The organism is Streptomyces sp. NPDC046122 (genome assembly GCF_056429965.1).
On the sequence record NZ_JBWKLQ010000007.1, the window covers coordinates 215,968 to 231,852 of the forward strand.

Genomic DNA, 15,885 nt, shown 5'->3' on the forward strand with positions numbered 1-15,885 from the left:
CGGGGACTCTAGCGCGCGGGGCCGCCATCCGTCAGGGGGCGCACTCGTCCACAGGACTTGTCCACAGGTCTCCTGCCCACAGGCTCCCGGCCAGTAATCTCGCGCCCATGGAGCAGAGGCATCTCGGCCGGACGGGCCTGCGCGTATCGAGAATCGGGCTCGGCACCCTCACCTGGGGCCGGGACACCGACGAGCACGACGCCGCCGACGTGTTGAAGGCCTTCTGGGACGCGGGCGGCACACTCGTCGACACGGCGGACGTGTACGGCGACGGGGAGGCGGAGTACCTGCTCGGGCAGCTCGTGGAACGGCTCGTTCCGCGTCGGGACCTGGTCATCGCGACCAAGGCCGGCAGCGTGCCGGACCCGGACCGGCGCTTCGACGGCTCGCGCGGCCATCTGCTGGCGGCGCTCGACGCGTCACTGGAGCGGCTCGGCACGGATTACGTGGACGTGTGGCAGGTGCACGCCTTCGACGCGGCCACGCCGCTCGACGAGACGCTCCAGGCGCTCGACCTCGCCGTCAGCAGCGGGCGGGCACGGTATGCCGGTGTGTCCAACTTCTGTGGCTGGCAGCTGGCGAAGGCCGCCACCTGGCAGCTCGCGGCACCCGGCTCACGCACACGGCTGGCCAGTACGCAGATGGAGTACTCGCTGCTCCAGCGCGGCGTGGAACGAGAAGTGCTGCCGGCCGCGCTCGACCTGGGGGTCGGGCTGCTGCCGTCGTCGCCCCTCGGCCGGGGGGTGCTGACGGGCAAGTACCGGCGCGCCGTACCGCCGGACTCGCGCGGCGGAACGCCGCACCTGGCCGGGTTCGTCGCGCCGTACCTCGACGAGGCGTCGAGCCGCATCGTGGACGCGGTGGCGACGGCCGCGGACGGGCTCGCCACCACGCCGCTCCAGGTGGCCCTCGCCTGGGTCCGCGACCGGCCGGGCGTGGTCGCCCCGATCGTGGGGGCGCGCAACGCGCACCAGCTCGCGGCGGCGTTGTCAGTGGAGGCGCTTAGTCTTCCAGACGAGATCTGCCGGGCGCTCGACGACGTGTCGGCGCCCGTGCACCGCTATCCCGACCAGGACTGGAGCACGCTGTGACCGCGCTTCCCCGGGGGGCAACCCCCGGATCCCCGGCTGACCACCGCGACACCGCGGAGCCCGGCGCCGAGCCCGCCGCCGAGCCTATGGTCCCGGCGCCGGGCCCCGCCGGGGACGCCGCGAAGCCCCACATCGAGCCCGCCCCGGGAGCCGGGGCCCCGGCCGGCGCCGGCGCGGTGGAGAAGCAGATGGACGCGACCGAGGACGCAGGTACCGACGTGCAGCACGACGACACCCCGGAGCCCGCTGCCGAAGGCGTGCCGGCCACCGACGGACACCCGGCTCCGGAGGGCGAGGACCCGGCGCCCCCGAGCTCCGGCCCGGACCCGGCCGAGGCCGGACAGCCGGCGGCCGACGAGCGCCTCGCGGGCCGTCCGGCCGGTGCGTCGGAGCCCTCGGACGCCGAAGCACACGGGCGGCCCGCCGGCACCGATGCCCCGGCGGACGACGCCAGGGACCCGGCCGCCCCGGAGAACGACGGGGCGGACGCGGGGCCTCGGTTGTCCGAGGCCGAGGCCGAGCTCGCCGCCCAGCGGGCGTTGCGGGAGCGGATCGAGCGGCGCAAGGCCGAGAAGACCGCGCCGGTCGAGGCCGGCGCCAAGCTGAGCGGGCAGGCGGCCGATCTGCTGGCCGCCGTACGGGCCGTGGAGAGCGGCGCCACGTCCGGGGACGCGTTCTTCGCGTCCCCCGCGCCCGCGCCGCGCCGCGTCGCCCCCGGGCCCGCTCCGGCTCGCGGCGCGGGTCCGGCGGCCGCCCCGCGGGCGGTCCCGGTGGCGGGGCCCGCCGCCGCACCCGAGGCCGTGGCCGCGGTGCGGGCCGTGCTCGCCGAGGGCGGGGCTCCGGAGGCGCTGGCTCTCGCCGTGGCCGGCGTACTCGGGGAGCAGGCCGGGCAGGTGCTGCGCGACGACCCGTGGCAGCTGCTGTCCGTGCCGGGCGTCCGGCCCGAACAGGCCGACGGCTTCGCCCGCGCCCTGCTCGGCGCGGAGTGCGGGCCGGGCGACGAGCGCCGGATCGCGGCCCTCACCGGCTGGCTGCTGGAACGGGCGGCGGTCCAGGGGCACACCGCCCTCGAGTCCGGCGCCGTCCGCAAGGCGCTCGCCGAGCACAAGGTGCCCGACCCGGACGAGGCAGTCGAGCACGCGGTCTCCGAGGGCGTGGTGCTCGTCTTCCAGGACGGCTCGGCTGACGAGGCCGCCGAGGGCGACGAGCCGGTGGAGGTGCTGCTGGGGCTCGAACGGTACGCACTCGCTGAGGAGAGCCTCGCCGACGGGCTCGCCCGGCTGGCCAGTACGTTCGCCGGGGACACCGGCGGTTGGGACGCGGAAGGCGTCTCGCCGTCGGCCGCCGAGCTGATGCGCGCGGTCGCCTCGAACGGCCTGGTGGCCCACAGCGGCGGCGAGGCCGCCCGTGCCGAACCGGCCGCGCTGGTCGCCGCGGCGCGCGGGCTCGGTCTGCGGGCGTACGCGGCTTCGCACAGCCCCGACGGCCGCCGCCGGCTGGCGGCGGCGCTCGACGACGCGTCGGCCTCGGTCACCGTCGCCGGCCTGCTCGCCGGCGCCGAGGGGCCCGGCCGGGACGAGGAGGGCGCGCTCGCCGTCGACCTGCTGGTGGTGCTGGACGCCCCGCAGCTGGACGTGGAGACCGCCGCCGTCCTCGTCGAGTCGCTGGCGGACGGCACCAGGCTCGTCCTGAGCGGCGACCCGGGCGTGCTGCCCTCCGCCGGCGCGGGCCGGGTCTTCGCCGACCTGCTGGCCGCCCGCGCCTGCCCGCACATCGTGTCGCGTACGCCGGACCCCGGCCCGATCGGCGAGCTGGTCTCCGGCATCGGGATCGGGGAGCTGAACCAGGTCGAGGCGCCCGGCAAGGAGGTGGTGATCGTCCCGGTCCGCGACGCCGGCGAGGCCGTGCACCGCACCGTCCAGCTGGTCGCGGACTCCGTGCCGCGCGCCTTCGGGGTCTCCCCCGCGCAGACCCAGGTGATCACTCCCGGGCACGGCGGCTCGGCGGGCACCCGCGCGCTGAACGCCGCGCTCAAGCAGCGGCTCAACCCGGGCCCGGGCCGGTTCGGCGGCTTCGACCCCGGCGACCGGGTCGCCTACGTCCCGGCGCCCGGCCGGACGCTTCCCGGCACGGTCGGATCGGCGGACGCCGACGGTCTGCACCTCGACTGCGAGGGCACGCCCGTCGTCGTGCCGAAGGAGCGGGTGGAGACGGCGGTGCGTCACGCGTGGGCGCTCACCGCGCACCAGGCGGCCGGGATGCGCTGGCCCGCGGTCGTGGTCGTGCTGCCCGGCGACGCCGCCCCGGCGCTGAGCCGCCCGTGGATCTACACGGCGTTCAGCCGGGCGGAGCGCCACCTGTCCGTGGTGCACGGCGTCGACCAGGCGCTGCCCCGCGCGGTGGCCGAAGTCCCGGACCGGCCGCGCACCACGCGTCTGCGCACGCTGCTCCAGCCTCCCGCCGAGCCGGCCGCGGAGCAGGCCCCGGAGGCGGCCGCCGGGCCGGGCGCCCTCTAGCGGGCCGCCGCAAAGGCCCCTGTCCGGGCCGGTCGGGAGGCCACGGCCCGGACCGCCTGGGCCGACCGGCCCGGCCACTCAGCCCAGGTCGGGGCCGTCGGTCTCGTCGAACTCGTCGTCGAAGACCGAGCTGACGTCGAAGCGGCACACCACCCGCTGCGCGTCGGCGTCCTCGAACGGGGCGTTCAGCCACTCCCCCGGCTCGGGCAGCTCCTCCGCGGCGGCCACCCACAACGTGGAGTCGCCCTCCTCCAGACCGAACTCCTTGTGCCGGGAGGCGATCTCATCGGCTTCGAACTCGCCGAAGAGCACCCCGAGAGCGGCGTGGACGCTGCCCCCGACGATCGCCACGGCGTTGCCGCGCTCCTCGGCGTCGACGTCGGTGTCGAGCTCGACCTCGATCTCGATCTCCGGAGCGTCGACGTCGGGGTCGAGATCGGCGATGCGCTGGGCCTGGGCGAGCAGCCGCTGGGGCTCCACCACGGCGTAGTCGCGGCGGATCAGGACGCTCACCGCGTTGGGCTCCTCCGGCCCCGCGTAGGGCGGCAGGGAGTCGTCGGATCCGGGGATCTCGAAGGGGGTGACCTCGTCGTAGCGGTCGTAGAGCCGCTCGTCGTACGCCTCGGCGGCCGCGGCAAGCTCGTTGAACGCGTCGTAGACGGCCGGGTCGTCGTCCCCGGTGCGGCGTTCGACCGCCTCGAGGTGACGGTCGAGCGCGACTTTGACCGCCTCGGCGGCGGCGCGTACCTCGGCGGCGGTGGGCTGCGCAGCATCAGACATAGTGCAGACGCTATCCGTACCGGGGCTCTGCCCGCACAATAGATGCGATGCCGGAATACGAATTTGTCGACGTGTACGTCCCTCGCGGGGTTTCCCGCAAGGAGGCGACCCGTCTGCTGACCGACCATGCCGAGTACGGACACTGGGAGTTGGACCGACTGAGTCTGCGCCGGGACGGCAGCCGCCGCGTGCGGTTGCGCAGGCGCATCATCCGACAGGTGCGCGCCACCTGGTGAGACGGAGCGGGCCCCGCGATGGCGGGGCCCGCTCCGTTTCCGGCACGGATCGCACCGGCGTTCTTCCCGTGCTACGCCGCGGAACGCGAGCGGCGGTAGAGCACCGCACCGGCCAGCAGCAGGCCCGCACCGGCGGGGATCACCACGCCGAGCGGAGCGCCGGCGCCGGTCTGCGCGAGGGCGTCGAGGCCGTGGGGCTGGGTGACGGTCTGCGGGTCGGGGCCGCCGGGCTCGCCGGGCGCGGCCGGCTCGTCGGGGTCGGCGGGCACGCCGGGCTGCGAGGGCTCGGTCGGCTCACCGGGCTTGCCGGGCTCTCCGGGCTTGCCGGGGTGCGTGGGCTCGGTCGGCTCACCGGGCTTGCCGGGCTCTCCCGGCTTCCCCGGCTCTCCCGGCTTCCCCGGCTCACCGGGCTTGCCCGGCTCCCCCGGCTTGCCGGGCTCTTCCGGCTTGCCCGGAGGGTTGTGGGTACCGCTGGAGTCGTTGGCGCAGTCGTTGCCCGTGGCGGTGTTGCCGCCGCCGACGACGGTGACGGTGTTGCCGCAGGCGTTCACCGGCACGTGGACCGGCGCCTGGACCTGGTTGCCCGAGGCGACTCCGGGCGAATCGCTCGCGCGCCCCTCGGCCGTCGATCCGCCGCCGTGGTTCTTGCCGGGCTTCGAGCCGTGCGAGTGGTTCACACAGCTGTTGCCCATGGCCGGATTGAGCACCCCGACCACATTCACGGTGTTCCCGCACACATTGACGGGGACGTGCACGGGAGCCTGCACGGAATTCCCGGACAGAACACCGGGAGAATCCGACGCGGAGCCTCCGGCCCCGGAGCCGGCGTGCGCGTGGCCGCCGCCGATGGCCAGCAGGCCACTCGCGGCCGCCACGGTGATCAGGCTCTTTTTCGCTACCTGACGCATTGGTACGTTCCTCTGCCTTTTGCCTTCGCCGAATGCCCGCGGGACATCGTCGCCGCCGCGGGCCGAATGCCCAGCGGCCCCGGAGTGCATGGAGCGCACTCCGGGGCCGCCCGGGTCTCAGACCCTTACGGGTGCATGCACAACGTCACTTGTTGATGCAGGTGTTGCCGAAGGCGGGGTTGAGCAGCCCGATCACGGAGACCGTGTTGCCGCACGCGTTCACCGGCACGTGGATCGGGACCTGAACGACGTTGCCCGAAATCACGCCGGGGGACTTGACCGCAGCACCCTGGGCACCCGAGTCGGCGACGGCCATGCCCGCGCCGGCGAGAACCAGACCACCAGTGGCAGCCGCAGCAGCGACGACCTTCTTGATCATTACTTTTCCTCCTTGTTGGCACCAATGCGGTCCCAGCCGCGGACCGCACACCTTGTAACGAAGGGAAAGCAATGGGGCTACTAGCCTATGGTTCCTTTCACTCTTTTCAGTCAAATAGCACGTCCGGCCGATTAGTTGGACGGTCGTTTCACCACTTGTCGGTTCAGCAGTTGGTCAGCAGCTGTCCAGGAAACGGTCCAGGACGCGTACGCCGAACTTCAGCCCGTCGACCGGGACCCGCTCGTCCACGCCGTGGAACATGCCGGCGAAGTCCAGCTCGGGCGGCAGCTTCAGCGGCGCGAAACCGAAGCAGCGGATCCCCAGGTCGTCGAAGGACTTGGCGTCGGTGCCGCCGGAGAGCATGTACGGGACGGCCCGCGCGATGGGGTCCTCGGCCCTCAGCGCCACCTGCATCGCGTCGACGAGGTCCCCGTCGAAGCTGGTCTCCAGCGCCTTGTCGCCGTGCACGTCCTCGCGCCGTACGCGCGGGCCGAGGATCCGGTCGAGATCGGCGAGGAACTCCTCCTCGTACCCGGGCAGGAACCGCCCGTCGACATGCGCCGTCGCCTGACCGGGGATGACGTTCACCTTGTAGCCGGCGCCGAGCATGGTGGGGGCGGCGGAGTTGCGCAGCGTGGCGCCGATCATCTTGGCGATGCCGCCGAGCTTGGCGAGCGTCGCGTCCATGTCCTCGGGATCGAGCGGGGTGCCGAGCGCGTCGGACAGCTCGTCCAGGAAGGACCGTACGGTCTTGGTGACCCGCACCGGCCAGGTGTGCCGCCCCAGCCGCCCCACCGCCTCGCACAGCTCGGTGATCGCGTTGTCGTTGTTGGTCATCGAGCCGTGACCGGCCGTGCCGTCCACGGTGAGCCGCATCCAGTGCATGCCCTTCTGCGCCGTCTCGACGAGGTACAGCCGCAGGTTCTCGTTGACGGTGAAGGAGAAGCCGCCGACCTCGCCGATCGCCTCCGTCACGCCCTCGAAGAGGCCCGGGTGCTTGTCGACGAGGTACCTGGCCCCGTACGTGCCGCCCGCCTCCTCGTCGGCGAGGAAGGCCAGCACCACGTCGCGCGGGGGCTTGCGGCCGCTGCGCATCCGGTCACGCACGACCGCGAGGGTCATCGCGTCCATGTCCTTCATGTCCACCGCGCCCCGGCCCCACACGCAGCCGTCCGCGATCTCGCCCGCGAAGGGGTCGTGCGTCCAGTCCTGGGCGTTCGCGGGCACGACGTCGGTGTGCCCGTGGATGAGCAGCGCCGGCTTCGAGGGGTCCTCGCCCTCGATCCTGGCCACGGTGGACGCCCGCCCGGGGTGGGACTCGAAGATCTGCGGTTCGAGCCCGACCTCGGCGAGCTTCTCCGCGATGTACTCCGCCGCCGCCCTCTCCCCGGGCCCCGAGTGGTCCCCGTAGTTGCTGGTGTCGATCCTGATCAGATCGCGGCAGAGATCGGTGACCTCGTCCTCGCCCGAGACCTGCCTGGCGCTGTCGGCCCGGCCGGCCGCCTTCGACTCGCTCACGCTGCTTCCTCCCACTGGCTCTGCTGGTGGTCCCCCTCATCCTCCCGCTGGCCCACCCGGGGGTGTGATCAGGGGGTCTGAATGTTTGCTATGGTTTTCCACGTCGGAACGGCCCGGGGCCGTGAGACATACACCTTGTCCGGGTGGCGGAATGGCAGACGCGCTAGCTTGAGGTGCTAGTGCCCTTTATCGGGCGTGGGGGTTCAAGTCCCCCCTCGGACACCAGCGAAGAACCCCCAGTCGAACTGGGGGTTCTTCTGTTTCTCAGTGTCCTCTGGTGATCCATTCCTGCAGGTGCGGGGACTCCGCGCCGATGGTCGTCACCTCTCCGTGACCGGTGCGCACCTCGGTGTCGGGCGGCAGGGTGAGCAGCCGGTCGCGGATCGAGCCGACGATCGTCGGGAAGTCCGAGAAGGACCGCCCCGTCGCGCCGGGCCCGCCCCGGAAGAGGGTGTCGCCGGTGAAGACGGTGGCCAGCCCGGGGGCGTACAGGCAGACCGCTCCGGGCGCGTGGCCGGGCGTGTGCAGGATCTCCAGCGTGGTGCCGGCGACGGTGAGGGTCCCGCCGTCCGCCAGTTCGCCGTCGGGCGCGCGGTCCGGGTGGGTCTGCTGCCACAGGGGCAGGTCGTCGGGGTGCAGCAGGACGGGCGCGCCCGTGGCCCCGGCGAGGGCCGGAGCCGCGTCGACGTGGTCGTTGTGGGCGTGCGTGCAGACGATGGCGCGCAGGGTGCGGCCGCCGAGCGCGGCGAGGATGGCGTCGGCGTCGTGGGCGGCGTCGATGACGATCGCCTCGGTGTCGTCGCCGACGATCCAGACGTTGTTGTCGACGTCCCAGGTGCCGCCGTCGAGCGAGAAGACGCCGGAGGTGACCAGGTGGTCGATGCGTGCGGCGGTCATCCGAACTCCACCACCGAGCGCAGTACGTCGCCCTCGTGCATGCGCGCGAAGGCCTTCTCCACGTCGCCGAGGCCGATGGTCTCGGTGACGAAGGCGGCGAGGTCGATCCGGCCCTGCTGGTGCAGGTCGACGAGCATCGGGAAGTCGCGGGAGGGCAGGCAGTCGCCGTACCAGGAGGACTTGAGGGATCCACCGCGGCCGAAGACGTCGATGAGCGGGAGGTCGAGCCGCATGTCCGGGGTGGGGACGCCGACGAGGACGACGGTGCCGGCCAGGTCCCGGGCGTAGAAGGCCTGCTTGTACGTCTCGGGCCGGCCCACCGCCTCGATGACCACGTCAGCGCCGAATCCGCCGGTGAGTCCGCGGATGGCGTCGACGGGATCGGTGGAGCGGGAGTTCACCGTGTGGGTGGCGCCCATGGCGCGGGCGGTCTCCAGCTTGCGGTCGTCGATGTCGACCGCGATGATCTTCGCCGCGCCCGCGAGCCGGGCGCCCACGACGGCCGCGTCGCCGACGCCGCCGCAGCCGATGACGGCGACCGAGTCGCCGCGGCCGACCTGCCCGGTGTTGACGGCGGCGCCGATGCCCGCCATGACGCCGCAGCCGAGCAGGCCCGCGACGGCGGGCGAGACGGCGGGGTCGACCTTCGTGCACTGGCCCGCCGCGACCAGCGTCTTCTCGGCGAACGCCCCGATGCCGAGCGCCGGGGACAGCTCGGTGCCGTCGAGGAGGGTCATCTTCTGGCGGGCGTTGTGGGTGTCGAAGCAGTACTGCGGACGGCCGCGCAGACAGGCGCGGCAGCGGCCGCACACCGCACGCCAGTTCAGGACGACGAAGTCGCCGGGAGCGACTTCCGTGACGCCGTCCCCGACCGACTCGACGACGCCCGCCGCCTCGTGGCCGAGGAGGAAGGGGAAGTCGTCGTTGATGCCGCCCTGCTTGTAGTGCAGGTCGGTGTGGCAGACGCCGCACGCCTGGACCTTCACGACCGCCTCGCCGGGCCCCGGGTCGGGGACGAGGACGGCCGCCACCCGCACCGGCTCGTTCTTCCCCGGTGCGATGACGCCTTGGACCTGCTGTGTCATACGTGAACTGCCTTCCTCACGCGTCGAGTACGCCCCCGTTTCCCGCACCGTACTCGCTCTGCGGACCGGCGTCGTAGACCTTCTGTCCGCCGACGTACGTGCGCGCCACGCGGGTCGCGGCGATCTCGCCGGGCGGCGCCGCGTACGGGTCGCGGTCCAGGACCACCAGGTCGGCGAGAGCTCCGGGGCGGATGCTTCCCGTGTCGTCGAGGTGGTTCACGTACGCGGAGCCCGCCGTGTACGCGGCGAAGGCGTCCGTCAGGCCGATGCGCTGTTCCGGGAGGAAGACGGGGCCGTCGCCGTGCGGCTCGACTCGGTTGACCGCCGTGTGGATGCCGTGCATCGGGTCCGGGCTGCTGACGGGCCAGTCGCTGCCGGCCGCCAGCGTGGCGCCGGAGCGCAGCAGTGCGCCGAACGGGTACTGCCACCCGGCCCGTTCGCCGCCGAGGAAGGGAATGGTGAGTTCGTCCATCTGTGGTTCGTGCGCGGCCCACAGGGGCTGGATGTTGGCGGTGGCGCCGAGCTCCCTGAAACGGGCGATGTCGTCCGGGTGGACGATCTGGAGGTGGGCGAGGTGGGGGCGGGTGTCGCGGTGGCCGTTCGCGGTGCGGGCCGCTTCGACCGCGTCCAGGGCATCGCGCACGGCGCGGTCGCCGAGTGCGTGGAAGTGGGCCTGGAAACCGAGCGCGTCCAGCTCGGTGACGTACCGGCGCAGGTCGGCGGGGTCGATGAAGCTGGTGCCCCGGTTGGCGGTGGGGCAGCCGCAGCCGTCCAGGTAGGGGTCGAGGAGGGCGGCGGTGCCCGTCTCGGCGACTCCGTCGACCATGAGCTTCACGGATCCGGCGCGGAAGCGGCCGTGGCTCAGCTCCTCGCGGCGGGCGACGAGTTCCGGTATCTGCTCGGCGCCGCGTTCGCGGTCCCACCACAGGGCCCCGGTGACGCGGGCGGTGAGCGAGCCGTCGCGGGCCGCGGTGAGGTAGGCGTCGGCCGGGTCCTCCATCGCGCCGAAGGCGCCGACGATGGCGTCCTGCCAGGCGGTGATGCCGTACGAGTGGAGCAGTCGCTGGGCGCGCAGGAGGGCGGCCAGCCGGTCGGCGGGGGTGGAGGGCGGGGTGTGGCGGGCGACCAGGTCCATGGCGCCCTCCTGGAGGAGGCCGGTGGGCTCGCCGTGGGGGTCCCGCTCGATGCGGCCGTCGGCGGGGTCGGGGGTGTGACGGTCGATGCCGGCGAGGGCCAGGGCGCGGCTGTTGGCCCAGGCGCCGTGGTGGTCCCGGTTGGGGAGGTAGACGGGGCGGTCGGGAACGACCGCGTCGAGCAGGTCGCGGGAGGGGCTGCCGCCGGCGAACGCCTCCATGGACCAGCCGCCGCCGGTGATCCACTCCCGGTCGGGGTGGGCTTCGGCGTACGCCCGTACTGCGGCGGTGGTCTCCGCCGCCGTGCGGACGCCCGTCAGGTCGCACTGCGCCAGTTCCAGGCCGGCCGACACGGGGTGGACGTGCGCGTCCTGGAAGCCGGGGACGAGCAACCGACCGGCGAGGTCGACGACTTCCGTCTCCGGGCCGATGAGGTCGCGTACCTCGTCGTGGCCCACGGCGGTGACGCGGTCGCCCGTGACGGCGACCGTGGTGGCGCGGCTGCGGGCGGCATCCAGGGTGAGGACGGGGCCACCGGTAAAGACGAGGTCGGCGAAGCGGTTGTGGCGCATGGTGCGCGCTCCTTCGGCTGGAGTGACGGGGTGGGGAGGTGTCAGACGGTCAGAGGGACGGCGTCGGGGTCGGTGCCGCGTCCGTTGACGAAGTACGGGGATTTGCGGACCCACTTCGCCCACGCCGCCGCGACGACTCCGCTGAGCAGCATCAGGGCCGGGCACGCCAGCATGAACCATCCGTTGTCCGGGCTGATTTCGAAGTGGTCGGCCGAGGTGTAGAAGGTCCAGCAGAGGTAGCCGCCGAGGGCGAGAAGGACGGCCGCGCTGAGCACCGGCACCACGATGACGCGCGGTGTGGAGCGGAAGCGGGCGGCGGCGGCGAGCGCGGTGAGGGCGTAGTAGAGGGAGACGACGACGCCGATCGCGTTGACCGAGGCGAGGATCAGGTCGGCGATCTTCGGGAGAACGAGGGACAGCAACGCGACGGCCGCCGCGACGCAGCCGATCGCGACCGTGCCGGCGGCCGGGGTTCCGTAACGGGGGCTGATCCTCGACCAGAGCGGCCCCATCGTGCGGTCGCGGCTCATCGCGAACATGCCACGCACGGTGGGGATCACACCGGCCTGCAGGGAGGCGACGGCGGAGAAGGTGAGGGCGATCAGCGGGAGCGCGGCGAGCGGCTGGTCGGCGAGACGGTCGCCGAAGAAGGTGAGGCCCTGGGCGCCGTTGCCGGCGAGTTCGTCCTGGGACAGGACGCGCTGGAAGGCGAACGAGCCGAGCAGGAAGAGTCCGAGCATGGTGAAGAGGGTGATCAGCCCGGCTCTGGAGGCGTCCTGCGGGTCGCGGACCTCCTCGTTGACGCTGAACGAGGACTCGAAGCCCCAGTAGCAGAAGACGGAGAGGAGGAGTCCCTGGGCGAGGGCCTGGCCGGAGGGGATGGTGAAGGGGTTGAGCCAGTCGAGGCTGAAGGGGTGCGGGCCGACGACGATTCCGTAGCCGCAGAAGGCGAGCAGGACGGCGTACTCGAAGACGAGCAGGTACTTCTGCAGCTTCGCGGCCGCGCGCAGGCCGGTGACGGCGGTGAAGGTGACGGCGATCAGGACCAGGATCCCCAGCGCGGTGGACTGGGCGGTGGAATCGGGGTCCAGGGCGAGCCCGGCGACGCCGCGCAGGCCCGTCTTGCGGACGAGATGCAGGAGGGCGGAGCCGGTGACGGCGGTCGTGTAGGAGAGGAAGACGACCGTCGCGACGAGGCCGATCCAGCCGACGAGGAAGCCGAGCCAGGGGCTGAGGGAGCGCCCCACCCAGACGTAGCCGCTGCCCATGTTGGGCTCGGACCTGTTGAGCCGCGTGTAGGCGCTCGCGATGCCGAGGACCGGCAGGAACGCCAGCAGCATGATGATCGGCAGGTGCAGGCCGACGACGCCCGCCGTGACGCCCAGGCCGATGCCGATGCTGGTGGTGGCGGCGGTGCTGGAGGCAGCGATGGCGAAGCCGTCCATGACGCCGAGGGTCCGGGTGAGCGTGCCGGGCGCGGGCGGGTCGGCGCCGTACGGGGTCTTCGGGTCGGTGCCGTACGGGGTCTTCGATGACGTCATCGCCAGCTCCTTCACCGGGGGGCCACGACGGCCCCGATGGCGGCACATCGAACTCCGCGGGGGCTTCACACGTCAACGGTGTTGTCGTAACGTGCGCGGCATGAGCGAGCGAGTGGTGCCGGAGGAGGGGCGGCGGCGCAGGCGGCCCACCAAGGGGGGCACGGTGCTGTCCGAGGAGCTGATCGTCGGTACGGCGCTGCGGCTGATCCACGAGCACGGCGCGGCGGCGCTCACCGTGCGCCGGCTGGGGGCCGCGCTCGGGGCGGACCCGAGCGCGCTCTACCGGTACTTCCGGGACACCGACGACCTGCTGCTCGCGGTCGCCGACGAGTTGATCGGCCGTACCCTGCGGCGGTTCCGGCCGACCGGCGAGTGGCGGGCGGACCTGCGGGCGCTGGGTCTGATGATGCACGCCGACTACCAGGCGCATCCGCAGGCGGCGCTGCTGACCTGCGCGCGGGTGACGGGGCGGGCGTACGAGATCGGGGCGGTGGAGACGATCCTGGGGATTCTGCGCGGGGCGGGGTTCCCGGACGCGGAGGCGGTGCGCGTCTACCACGTCTTCGTGGACCAGACGCTGTCCTTCGCGGCGCTGGACGCGGCGACGCTCGCGCTGCCTGCGGCCGCGCGGGAGACGGAGGAGCGGGCCTGGCGGGAGACGTACGCGCGACTGCCCGCCGACAGCCATCCGAACATCAACGCCACCGGTCCGGTGCTGGTGGCCGAGATGCGCCGCAGCGGGTATCCGGCGGCGCTGGAGATGGTGCTGGCGGCGGCGCAGGCGCGACTGTCCGGCGGCGCGGGGCCCCTTCCCGGGGGTGGGGCCCCGCCGCGCGCCCGGGCGCGCGGACGCCGGCCGGACTGATCGCGGCGGCGGTACGGCGATGCGGCCGGCGCGGCTCCTTTCGAGTCGCACCGGCCGCATCACCCGGACCGTGGCCCGGCCGGGCCGCCGGGCTAGGCGTCCTCGCGCTCCAGCGCCAGCGCGGCCACGCGCCTGCGGACGACGAACCAGCCGCCCACCAGCGCCGCCGCGATCAGCGGGAGGCACATCACGGTCGTACGGCCGACGCCGCCGCCCCACCACATCAGGACGACCACGGAGGCCAGGAAGGCCAGCGTGACGAGCTGTGTGTACGGCGCCCACGGGAGCCGGTACGACGGGCGGGTGACCCGGCCGTCCTTCGAGCGGTGCCAGAACAGCAGCGAGCAGAGCATGATCATGCCCCAGGTGCCGAGGATGCCGATCGACGCGAAGTTGAGGACGATCTCGAAGGCCTCGCCGGGCATGACGTAGTTGAGGCCGACGCCCAGGACGCCGAAGCCGGCGGTGAGCAGGATGCCGCCGTACGGAACCTGGCCCTTGTTCATGCGGCCGGTGAACTTCGGGGCGGAGCCGGAGAGCGCCATGGAGCGCAGGATGCGGCCGGTGGAGTACAGGCCCGAGTTGAGGCTGGAGAGGGCCGCCGTCAGCACCACGAGGTTCATGACGTCCGCCGCGCCGGGGACGCCGAGCTTGTTCATGACGGTGACGAAGGGGCTCTCGTCGCCGGAGTACGCCGTGTACGGGAGCAACAGCGCGAGCAGCACGACCGAGCCCACGTAGAACAGGCCCACGCGCCACATGATCGAGTTGATCGCCTTCGGCATGATCTTCTCGGGGTTCTTCGTCTCGCCGGCGGCGACACCGCACAGCTCGACCGACGCGTACGCGAAGACGACGCCCTGGATGACCAGGAGCATGGGCAGCATGCCGACGGGGAAGAGGCCGCCGCCGTCGCTGACGGTGGAGAAGCCGGGGGTGTGGCCGTCGAGCTGGTGCTGGGTGGCGACCAGGTAGATGCCGATGGCCATGAAGACGACCAGGGCGGCGACCTTGACGATCGCGAACCAGAACTCCATCTCGCCGAAGTACTTCACCGAGATGAGGTTCGCGGTGAGGACGACGGCGAGCGCGATCAGGGCGAGCACCCACTGGGGCACGTCGCTGAACATGGCCCAGAAGTGGGCGTACGTCGCGGCGGCCGTGATGTCGGCCACCGCGGTGGTCGACCAGTTGAGGAAGTACAGCCAGCCGGCGGCGAAGGCGCCCTTCTCCCCCATGAACTCACGGGCGTACGACACGAACGCGCCCGAGGACGGCCGGTAGAGCACCAGCTCACCGAGTGCGCGGACCACGAAGAAGGCGAAGACGCCGCAGACGGCGTACGCGATGGCGAGGGAGGGGCCCGCGCCCGCCATGCGGCCGCCGGCGCCGAGGAAGAGGCCGGTGCCTATCGCTCCGCCGATGGCGATCATGTTGATGTGGCGGGACTTCAGGTCCTTGCTGTAACCCTCGTCACCCGCGTCGACATGTGGGGATGTCGACACGGGTTCGGCGGGACGTGCGGGGGCCGCAGGGAGGATGCGGTCACTCATGCTGTGTATTCGCCTTCATCTGGGGGGTGTGCGGTACCGGGCCGCACGATCGTGTTGAGCGTGATCTCGACGTGTTCGAGGTGAGCGGCCATGGCCTGCACCGCCGCTCCCTCGGATCCGCCGACGATCGCCTCTACGAGGGCCCGGTGCTCGAGGTCCGACTGGCGTCGCCGGTCCCCGAGTTGGTTCAGGAAGGAGGACTGCCGCGCGAGGGCGTCCCTGATCTCTTCGATGATCTTGTGGAAGACGGGGTTGCCCGACGCCTGTGCGACGGAGACGTGGAAGAGCGTGTCCAGCGCCACCCAGGCGGAGGGGTCGGGCTCCTGCTCCATTTTCCCGATCAGGTGCGTCAGCAGGTCGACGTCGTCCCGCGTTCGCCGCACAGCAGCGTAACCCGCGACGGGGATCTCGACGTGCCGCCGCACTTCGAGCAGGTCACGGGCGGAGTACGAACCGAAGATCGGGTTCTGGTCGGGGCCGGCGGCCGCGACGTACGTGCCCTTGCCGGCCCGGGACACCGTGAGGCCGAGCGCCTGGAGGGCGCGCAGCGCCTCGCGCACGACGGAGCGGCTGACCTCGAAGCGCTTGCCGAGTTCGGCCTCCGTGGGGAGCTTCTCGCCGACGGCGAGCTCTCCCCGCTCTATGGCGTCCCGGAGGTGGCCGAAAACGGCTTCCATCGCGCTGATGCGCCGGGGAGCGCCACCACCTGTCCGGCTGTCTGACAAGACCATGCGGAGAATGCTCGGAGGTCGGACATACAAGCGTCAAGAGTGTTCAGCGAATTGATTTCAAACGAACAAAAGGATAATGA

General features: G+C 72.5%; 14 protein-coding genes and 1 tRNA gene. 5 read left to right on the forward strand and 10 right to left on the reverse strand.

All coding sequences use genetic code 11. The features are described from left to right. Positions 1–107 precede the first annotated feature (107 nt). Positions 108–1,091 (forward strand): aldo/keto reductase, encoded by a 984-nt coding sequence (locus AC07FK_RS20760; RefSeq protein ID WP_479106376.1) that lies wholly within the window; start codon positions 108–110, stop codon positions 1,089–1,091. A gap of 188 nt (positions 1,092–1,279) precedes the next feature. Beyond that, a complete protein-coding gene (locus AC07FK_RS20765; RefSeq protein ID WP_479106516.1) occupies positions 1,280–3,607 on the forward strand; it encodes a helix-hairpin-helix domain-containing protein in 2,328 nt (775 codons plus the stop codon). Positions 3,608–3,685: 78 nt separating this feature from the next. Here AC07FK_RS20765 and AC07FK_RS20770 read toward each other — a convergent pair whose 3' ends face one another. Continuing rightward, positions 3,686–4,387 carry a hypothetical protein gene (locus AC07FK_RS20770; RefSeq protein ID WP_479106377.1) on the reverse strand — a complete coding sequence of 234 codons (702 nt, stop codon included), beginning with the start codon at positions 4,385–4,387 and terminating at the stop codon, positions 3,686–3,688. Positions 4,388–4,434: 47 nt separating this feature from the next. On the opposite strand from AC07FK_RS20770, the gene AC07FK_RS20775 reads away from it, so the two are divergent. Continuing rightward, positions 4,435–4,623: a DUF5703 family protein gene (locus AC07FK_RS20775; RefSeq protein ID WP_018535088.1), complete on the forward strand. Its 189-nt coding sequence runs from the start codon at positions 4,435–4,437 to the stop codon at positions 4,621–4,623. A 71-nt stretch (positions 4,624–4,694) separates the two neighbouring features. On the opposite strand, the gene AC07FK_RS20780 is transcribed toward AC07FK_RS20775, so the two are convergent. The 3 genes from AC07FK_RS20780 to AC07FK_RS20790 all read right to left on the reverse strand — a co-directional run bounded on the left by AC07FK_RS20780 (position 4,695) and on the right by AC07FK_RS20790 (position 7,428). Continuing rightward, on the reverse strand, positions 4,695–5,531 hold the full coding sequence (locus AC07FK_RS20780) for a chaplin (RefSeq protein ID WP_479106378.1): 837 nt from the start codon (positions 5,529–5,531) through the stop codon (positions 4,695–4,697). Positions 5,532–5,676: 145 nt separating this feature from the next. Then, entirely contained in the window at positions 5,677–5,910 is a 234-nt protein-coding gene (chpH, locus tag AC07FK_RS20785) for a chaplin ChpH (RefSeq protein WP_479106379.1), read from the reverse strand. 174 nt (positions 5,911–6,084) lie between these two features. Then, positions 6,085–7,428 (reverse strand): M20/M25/M40 family metallo-hydrolase, encoded by a 1,344-nt coding sequence (locus AC07FK_RS20790; protein ID WP_479106380.1) that lies wholly within the window; start codon positions 7,426–7,428, stop codon positions 6,085–6,087. Between the two features lie 137 nt (positions 7,429–7,565). Between AC07FK_RS20790 and AC07FK_RS20795 the strand changes: the two genes are divergently transcribed. After that, a tRNA-Leu gene (locus tag AC07FK_RS20795) sits at positions 7,566–7,653 on the forward strand. Positions 7,654–7,692: 39 nt separating this feature from the next. Here AC07FK_RS20795 and AC07FK_RS20800 read toward each other — a convergent pair. Genes AC07FK_RS20800 through AC07FK_RS20815 form a run of 4 tightly spaced genes read right to left on the reverse strand, consistent with a single transcriptional unit; the run spans position 7,693 to position 12,656 of the window. After that, a complete protein-coding gene (locus tag AC07FK_RS20800) occupies positions 7,693–8,325 on the reverse strand; it encodes an MBL fold metallo-hydrolase (protein WP_479106381.1) in 633 nt (210 codons plus the stop codon). Continuing rightward, positions 8,322–9,410, reverse strand: a complete 1,089-nt coding sequence (locus AC07FK_RS20805; protein WP_479106382.1) for an S-(hydroxymethyl)mycothiol dehydrogenase — start codon at positions 9,408–9,410, stop codon at positions 8,322–8,324. Before AC07FK_RS20805 ends, AC07FK_RS20800 begins: the two co-directional genes overlap by 4 nt. A gap of 16 nt (positions 9,411–9,426) precedes the next feature. Continuing rightward, on the reverse strand, positions 9,427–11,115 hold the full coding sequence (locus tag AC07FK_RS20810; RefSeq protein ID WP_479106383.1) for an amidohydrolase: 1,689 nt from the start codon (positions 11,113–11,115) through the stop codon (positions 9,427–9,429). A 41-nt stretch (positions 11,116–11,156) separates the two neighbouring features. Then, on the reverse strand, positions 11,157–12,656 hold the full coding sequence (locus AC07FK_RS20815) for an APC family permease (RefSeq protein WP_479106384.1): 1,500 nt from the start codon (positions 12,654–12,656) through the stop codon (positions 11,157–11,159). 100 nt (positions 12,657–12,756) lie between these two features. Between AC07FK_RS20815 and AC07FK_RS20820 the strand changes: the two genes are divergently transcribed. After that, complete coding sequence (locus AC07FK_RS20820) at positions 12,757–13,521, forward strand: TetR/AcrR family transcriptional regulator (RefSeq protein WP_479106385.1); 765 nt, start codon at positions 12,757–12,759, stop codon at positions 13,519–13,521. 92 nt (positions 13,522–13,613) lie between these two features. On the opposite strand, the gene AC07FK_RS20825 is transcribed toward AC07FK_RS20820, so the two are convergent. Both AC07FK_RS20825 and AC07FK_RS20830 read right to left on the reverse strand, forming a co-directional pair. Further along, positions 13,614–15,074 carry an amino acid permease gene (locus AC07FK_RS20825; protein ID WP_479106386.1) on the reverse strand — a complete coding sequence of 487 codons (1,461 nt, stop codon included), beginning with the start codon at positions 15,072–15,074 and terminating at the stop codon, positions 13,614–13,616. Further along, positions 15,071–15,805, reverse strand: a complete 735-nt coding sequence (locus tag AC07FK_RS20830) for a FadR/GntR family transcriptional regulator (protein WP_479106387.1) — start codon at positions 15,803–15,805, stop codon at positions 15,071–15,073. The genes AC07FK_RS20825 and AC07FK_RS20830 overlap by 4 nt, the downstream gene beginning before the upstream one ends. Between the last annotated feature and the right edge of the window lie 80 nt (positions 15,806–15,885).